Source organism: Brevundimonas sp., assembly GCF_050729455.1.
In the GTDB taxonomy this organism is placed as follows: domain Bacteria; phylum Pseudomonadota; class Alphaproteobacteria; order Caulobacterales; family Caulobacteraceae; genus Brevundimonas.
In genome coordinates this window covers 22,010-29,088 of the sequence record NZ_JBOHLI010000044.1, presented here as the reverse complement: position 1 = coordinate 29,088, position 7,079 = coordinate 22,010, and the positions used below count along the sequence as shown (strand labels likewise).

6 protein-coding genes are annotated in these 7,079 nt (G+C 69.4%); 4 read left to right on the top strand and 2 right to left on the bottom strand.

What is annotated here, in order from left to right:
- From ACREEF_RS11650 to ACREEF_RS11640, 3 genes are all read left to right on the top strand, one after another.
- Positions 1-122, top strand: a 122-nt coding sequence (locus tag ACREEF_RS11650; RefSeq protein WP_431564621.1) for a hypothetical protein, incomplete at its 5' end; no start/stop codon positions are given.
- A gap of 183 nt (positions 123-305) precedes the next feature.
- Entirely contained in the window at positions 306-443 is a 138-nt protein-coding gene (locus ACREEF_RS11645) for a hypothetical protein (protein ID WP_431565743.1), read from the top strand.
- Positions 444-548: 105 nt separating this feature from the next.
- On the top strand, positions 549-1,871 hold the full coding sequence (locus ACREEF_RS11640) for a hemolysin family protein (RefSeq protein WP_431565742.1): 1,323 nt from the start codon (positions 549-551) through the stop codon (positions 1,869-1,871).
- Positions 1,872-2,128: 257 nt separating this feature from the next.
- On the opposite strand, the gene ACREEF_RS11635 is transcribed toward ACREEF_RS11640, so the two are convergent.
- Both ACREEF_RS11635 and cydD read right to left on the bottom strand, forming a co-directional pair.
- Entirely contained in the window at positions 2,129-3,769 is a 1,641-nt protein-coding gene (locus tag ACREEF_RS11635; RefSeq protein ID WP_431565741.1) for an amino acid ABC transporter ATP-binding/permease protein, read from the bottom strand.
- Positions 3,766-5,385 carry a thiol reductant ABC exporter subunit CydD gene (gene cydD, locus ACREEF_RS11630; protein WP_431565740.1) on the bottom strand — a complete coding sequence of 540 codons (1,620 nt, stop codon included), beginning with the start codon at positions 5,383-5,385 and terminating at the stop codon, positions 3,766-3,768. The genes ACREEF_RS11635 and cydD overlap by 4 nt, the downstream gene beginning before the upstream one ends.
- Before the next feature lie 127 nt (positions 5,386-5,512).
- Here cydD and ACREEF_RS11625 point away from each other — a divergent pair, with 127 nt between their 5' ends.
- Entirely contained in the window at positions 5,513-7,078 is a 1,566-nt protein-coding gene (locus ACREEF_RS11625; RefSeq protein WP_431565744.1) for a cytochrome ubiquinol oxidase subunit I, read from the top strand.
- Position 7,079 lies beyond the last annotated feature (1 nt).

Here is a 7,079-nt window from a genome sequence, read left to right as displayed (position 1 = left end):
ACAACGCCGAGCTGAACGTCGAACTGATCACCCCGATCGCCATGGATCAGGGTCTGCGCTTCGCCATCCGCGAAGGCGGCCGCACCGTCGGCGCCGGCGTGGTGTCCAAGATCATCGAGTAATCGATCGATCCGGGCCCTCGGGCTCGAACAGTAGGCGTACCGGCCTCTCCTAGGAGGGACCGTAGTATCGAGTAACAGAGCGGCCCCCGGAGCAATCCGGGGGCCGTTTCTGCGTAGGGGGATCGGGAACCGCGACCTTTGCCTGGCGTTCGGAAACGGACGTTAAGGCATGGGTAACCATAAATGCGGCGCGCGATCAGACTGGGACTGTTCATCGGCACCCTCATCGGGATGAGCGCCTGCGCGACCGCCTATGACGAGGCGGCGGGGGGGCCGTCGTCGGGCGTCTATGGCTCGGCGGGCGTCGGTCGGACGGGCTGAACCTGCGTTTTACCTCATGAATTACTGGCGTAGCCGGGCGATCAGCCTTACTAATGCCGTGCGGACGCCGCTTGTCGCGCCGCGCCGCGGGTCTTTCCCCCTTCGATGTTGACCATCGCTATCGTCGTCGTGCTGCTGCTTGTGGTGCTGAACGGCCTGTTCGCCATGACCGAGCTTGCGGTCGTGTCTTCCCGCAAATCCAAACTTCAAAGCCGTGCCGAGCGCGGCGACCGCGGGGCCCGCGCGGCGCTGAAGCTGTCCGAGGAGCCCACCCAGTTCCTGTCGGCGGTTCAGGTCGGCATCACCCTGATCGGGATTCTGGCGGGCGCCTATGGTCAGGCGACCATCGCGGGCGAGCTGGACCGGATTCTGGAAACCTCCTTCCCTGCGCTGGCGCCCTATTCGCAGTTCGCCTCGACGGCCCTGGTGGTCGTGCTGATCACCTATGTCTCGCTGATCGTCGGTGAACTGGTGCCCAAGCGCCTGGCCCTGATCTTCCCCGAGGCGATCGCGTCGAAGATGGCGGCGCCGATTTCGAGCCTGGCCCTGGTGATGAAGCCCTTCGTCCTGCTGCTGACCGCCTCGACCTCGGGCATCCTCAAGGTCATGGGCGTCAAGGACCGCGACGGTTCGGACGTCACCCAGGAAGAGGTCGAGAGCATTCTGGCCGAAGGCGCGTCGGCGGGCCTGATCGAACCCGAAGAGCAGGAGATGATCGAAGAAATCCTGCGCCTGGGCGACCGCGCCGTGCGCGTGGCCATGACGCCGCGGCACGAGGTCTTCTGGATCGCCCTGGACGACCCCGAGGAAGTGCTGCGCGAGGAAATCCGCACCTGCCCTTATTCGCGCATCGTGGTGGCGCGCGAGAGCGACGTCGATAATCCGCTGGGCGTGGTGCACAAGAAGGACCTGCTGGACGCCCTGCTGACCGACGGGTCCTACGACATCGAGAAGCTGGTGGCCGAGCCGGCCTTCATCCCGCAGTCGACCTCGGTGCTGAAGGCGCTGGAGATCCTGAAGGGCTCCAAGGTGCACATGGCCTTCGTCGTCGATGAATACGGCGCCTTCGAAGGCGTGGTCACGGCCACCGACCTTCTGGAAATGATCGCCGGCGACTTCAACGAGAGTCACGACGAGCAGGACCTGTCGATCCGCAAGCGCGAGGACGGCTCCTGGGCCGTCGACGGTCAGGCCGATCTTGACGAGTTGGGCGACGTGCTGGGCGAGGACTTCGGCGAGCATGAAAGCTTCCACACCGTCGCCGGTCTGGTGCTGCACCACCTGTCGCGCCTGCCGCAGGAGGGCGAAATTCTTCAGCTGGGCCGGTTCGAGGTCGAGGTGATCGACATGGACGATCGCCGGATCGACAAGCTGCTGTTCCGGGCGATCATCCCAGGGCAGGCGAACGCGCCGACCGACACTCACTGATCGGCGTCGATCGGCGCCTCGGAGGCGGCGAGCTCAGCCCTTGGGCTTGTCGTCCAGATGGCTCCAGACCGCGGCGAAGCCCAGGGCGGCCATGAAGGCGGCGAAGGCGACGACGACGGCGGCGATGACGGGAACGACTTCAGCAGGCATGGGATATCTCCTTTTGCCCTAGCTAGGCCGGTCACGCGGACGCTCGCCTTGATCGAGATCAATCCGTTTAAGGCAGGCGTCGGAGCTCCCGCCGCGACGCGCTCGGCCTATGCGCTCATCTGCACCGCGCCGTCGGCGGCCAGGCCGGAAACGACCAATGTGGTGTCGCACAGGGCCAGGGGCGCGGGGCGGTGGCTGACCAGGATCAGCCCCTGTCCCGTGTGCTCCAGACGGCGGGTCAGACGGTCCAGCACGCGCGCCTCGGTCGCGGCGTCCAGTCCCTCGGTCGGCTCGTCCAGCACCAGCCAGGGCGCGGGGCGCAGATAGGCGCGGGCCAGGCCCAGACGGCGACGCTCGCCGCCCGACAGCCGCGCGCCGTTCTCGCCCAGAGGGGCGTTCAGGCCGGCGGGCGCGGCGCGGATGCGCTCGGCCAGATCGGCGTCCTCCAGCGCGGCCCACAGGGCCTCGTCGTCGGCCGTGGGCAAGGCCAGCTTCAGGTTCTCGCGCACGGTTCCCGCCAGCAGCACGGCCTGCTGCGGGGCGTAGGCGAACAGGGCGCGGGCAGCGTCGGGCGAGACGTCGGCCGCGTCGGAGCCGCCCAGGGTCGCCTCGCCGGGCAGGGGCGCGCGCAGATGCATCCAGCGCTCGATCAGCGTGGTCTTGCCGGCGCCTGAGGAGCCGGTGACGGCCAGGCGCTGCGGCGGCGTCAGGGTCAGGTCGACGGCGGACAGGCCGAGCGCGGGCGACAGGGTTTGCGTGGGCGTCGGCTCGGCCTCGTCCAGCAGGTCGCCCAGTCGTTCCACCGCCGCCTCGACCGCGCCTTTGTGGCGGAAGGCGGTCAGCAGAGCGCCGGCGCTCTCGACCGTGGTGACGGCGGCCAGAATGGCCAGAGCGACGAGAGGCGGTGAGGCGGACCGCGCCGTCGCCAGTACGCCGAGGATGGCCAGGGCCATGGCGACCGACTGGGTCAGCATGATCCAGCCTCCGGCCGAGGCCAGCCGCTCCGTGGCGCGTTCCAGCACAGCGCCGCACTCGGCCAGACGCTCCACGGCCCAGCCTTTGACGCCATAGGCCTGAAGCTCGGGCGCGGCGGCGGCGAAGGCGGCGAACTGGGTCTTGAGGTCGCCGGACGCGGCCTGAACCGCGCGGCCCGCCGGCTCGGCCATCCGGCGGCCGACGATGGCGGCGGCGAGCACGCCCAGGGCGCTGGCGGCGAGGACGGCGAGGGCGGTGGGCCAACCGGCCAGGGCCGCCAGCGCGACGCCCGCGACCAGACCTGCTCCCGCGCCCCAGGGGGCGGACAGGCGCACGAAGCGGTTCTGGACGGCGTCCACGTCCTGCACCATCCGCGCCGAGGCCTCGCCGCCGGCCAGCGCAAGCGCGCGGGTCGCGGGGCCGCGCGCGACGCCCTCGAACAGCTGGGGCCTGAGCGCGGCCAGGGCCTTGAGCGCCGCGTCATGGCCGGTGACGCGCTCGCCGTAACGCGAGCCGGTCCGCACGATGGCCAGGAAGCGGATCAGGGCGCTGGGGATCATGAAGTTGAAGCTGTAGGCCGCGGCCGATCCCGCCAGTCCGGCCAGGGCCGAGGCGGTGATGAACCAGCCGGACACGCCCAGCAGCAGGACCGCGGCGGCGGACACCAGGGCGGCGCTGACGGCGGCGGCCAGCAGGCGCGCGCCCTGCCGGCGCTCCTGCGCCCGGATCAGGGTCTTGAGGCGGGCGACGCCGGTCGGGGCGGCGCCGCTCACAGCCGCACCACGACGTCGGCCAGGTCGGCCACGGCCTCGGAATGGGTGGCGATCAGGGTGGTGCGGCCCTCGGCGGCGGCGCGGATGATCGGCAGCAGGGCGGCCTCCGACGCGGCGTCCAGATTGGCGGTGGGCTCGTCCAGCAGCAGGATCGGCGCGGGCTTGAGGAAGGCGCGGGCCAGACCCAGCCGCCGCCGCTCGCCGCCCGACAATCCGCCGCCGCGCTCGTCGATGACGCGGTTCAGGTCGCCGGCGAAGCCCGCGCGGGCGGCGGCTTCCTTGATGCGCTCGGACGGCGCGCCACGCCAGGCGATGGCGATGTTCTCGGCCAGGGTTCCGGGAATGACCACCGGCGCCTGACCGGCCCAGGCGATCCAGGCAGTCAGGTCGGGATGGTTGGACAGGCGCACGTCGCCGACCTCGACCTCGCCGCCGCTGAGGGGCGACAGGCCGAGAAAGAGATGCAGCAGGCTGCTCTTGCCCGAGCCGCTGGGGCCGAGCAGGGCGACGGTGGAGCCAGGCGCGATCTGCAGATCGAAGCCGGTCAGGACGGGGGCACCCGCCTCATAGGCGACAACCACGTCGCGGAAGGCGATGGCGGGGGCCTGTGCGGGAACAGGCGGGCGGATGGGCGAGGCCTCGGCGGCGTCGCTGAGACGGGCCAGACTGGGCACGGCGGCCTCGGCGGCCTGACGGTCATGATAGGCGGCGGCCAGACGGCGCATGGGCGCATAGACTTCCGGCGCCAGGGCCAGCAGGAAGAAGGCGCGGGTCAGGTCCAGTTGTTCGGGCGCGGGGAAGGGCAGCAGCTTCAGCAGGTTGAAGCCGCAATAGACGGCGACCAGGGCGACCGACAGGGCCGAGAAGAACTCCAGAATGGCCGAGGACAGGAAGGCGATCTTCAGCACGCGGCCGGTGCGCCGGGCCAGGTCGTCGGAGGCGCGGGCGATCACCGCCGTCTGCTGCGCCTCGGCCTGAAAGGCCAGGATGGCGGGCAGGGCGCGGATGCGGTCGAGAAACAGGCCCGACAGCCGCTCCAGCGCCTGGAACTGACGTCGGCTCTCGGCCCCCGCCGCCATGCCGGTCAGGGCCATGCCGATGACGAAGGGCGCCAGGGTGAAAAGCAGAATGCCCGCGGTGAAGGGGCTGACCACGGCCGCCGCGACGATCAGGATCAGCGGCGAGGCGGCCGCCGCGATCCGGGCGGGCAGGAAGCGCGAGACGTGGCCGTCCAGCGCCTCGACCCCCTCGACGGCGGCGGTCATGGTCTCGGCGTCGGACAACCGGCCCGAGAAGGCGCCGGCCAGGACCTGACGGCGAAGGCCGCCCTTGACCGCCCGCGCGGCGCGGGCGCCGATGGCCGTCGCGGCCTGCGCCAGAAGGCCGCGCGACAACAATGACATGGCGGCCAGAACCAGTCCCGGAACGGCCTTTTCGACGCCCTGAGGCAGGGCGCCGACGGCGAGGGCCAAACCGGCTGCAAAGCCGACAGCCGGGGCTGTATCGGCGATCACGAGGCCGCTGGAGAGGGCCAGAATCCGCCGCCAGGGAGAGGTTGCGCGCTTCAGCCAGGGGCCGGGAGCCGCTGTGTCGGTCGGTGGAGCTGTCATGGACATTCAACGCTACAGTATTAGGGTCATCTGCGCGCGGCTTTGATCAGGATCAAGGCGCCGGACCGGGCCATGGCCCAGGCTCGACGCCAGTCGGTGATCGTGAGCCGGCTGATCGGAGCCATAGCCCATGATTGACCTGGCGGTCGTCGACCTATCTCGCCTTCAGTTCGCGCTGACGGCCCTTTACCATTTCCTCTTCGTGCCCCTGACGCTGGGCCTCTCCTTCATGCTGGTCATCATGGAGAGCATCTATGTGATGACGCGACGGCCCATCTGGCGGACCATCACCCGCTTCTGGGGCACGCTGTTCGGCATCAACTTCGTGCTGGGCGTGGCCACGGGCCTGACCATGGAATTCCAGTTCGGCATGAACTGGTCCTACTACTCCCACTATGTCGGCGACATCTTCGGGGCCCCGCTGGCCATCGAGGGGCTGATGGCCTTCTTCATGGAGGCGACCTTCGTCGGCCTGATGTTCTTCGGATGGGACAAGTTGCCGCGCGTGGGGCACCTGTTCGTCACCTTCCTGGTGGCCCTGGGCACCAACCTGTCGGCCCTGTGGATCCTGGCCGCCAACGGCTGGATGCAGAACCCGGTCGGCGCCGCCTTCAATCCCGACACCATGCGGATGGAGGTCGTGGACTTCATGGCGGTGATCTTCAACCCGGTGGCCCAGGCCAAGTTCGTGCACACCGTCAGCGCGGGCTATGTCTGCGCCGCCGTGGTCGTGCTGGGCATCTCGGCCTTCTACCTGTTGAAGGGCAAGCACGTCGGTTTCGCCAAGCGGTCGATGACCGTGGCCGCGGCCTTCGGCCTGCTGTCGTCGCTGTCGGTCGTCGTCCTGGGCGATGAGTCGGGCTACGCCCTGACCGACAACCAGAAGATGAAGCTGGCCGCCCTGGAAGCCATGTGGCGCACCGAGCCGGCGCCCGCCGGCCTGACTGCCTTCGGTCTGCCCAGCCTGGAAGACCGCCACACCCATTTCGAGGTCAAGATCCCCTATGTCCTGGGCCTGATCTCGACGCGCAGCATCGACAAGCCCGTCATCGGCATTCTGGAGCTCGTCGCCGTCGCCGAGGACCGGATCGAACGCGGCGTCGTCGCCTATGACGCCCTGGAGAAGATCAAGGCGGATCCTGCCGACATGGCCGCGCGGGCGCAGTTCGAATCCGTGCGCGGCGACCTGGGTTACGGCCTGCTGCTGAAGCGCTATGTCGCCGATCCGCGTCTGGCCTCGCCCGAGCAGGTCAAGCAGGCGGCCTGGGATACGGTGCCGAACGTGCCGCTGATGTTCTGGGTCTTCCGCTTCATGGCGGGGATCGGCTTCCTGATGATCGGTCTGTTCGCCACGGCCTTCGTCCTGTGCACCCTGCGCAAGCACGACACGCGCTGGTTCCTGCGTCTGGCGGTGCTGGCCATCCCTCTGCCGTGGATCGCCATCGAATCCGGCTGGCTTCTGGCCGAGGTGGGCCGTCAGCCCTGGGCCGTGGAGGGCGTCCTGCCGACCTTCCTGGGCGCCTCCAGCCTAAGCGTGCCGCAACTGTGGACCACCATCATCGGCTTCACCCTGCTGTACGGGGCGCTGGCGGTGATCGAGGTCGGTCTGATCCTGCGCGCGGTCAAGAAGGGGCCGTTCGCCGAACAGGAAGCCCGCGAAGCCGAAGCCAGCACGGAAGGCGAGCCGGCGGTCGCCTGAC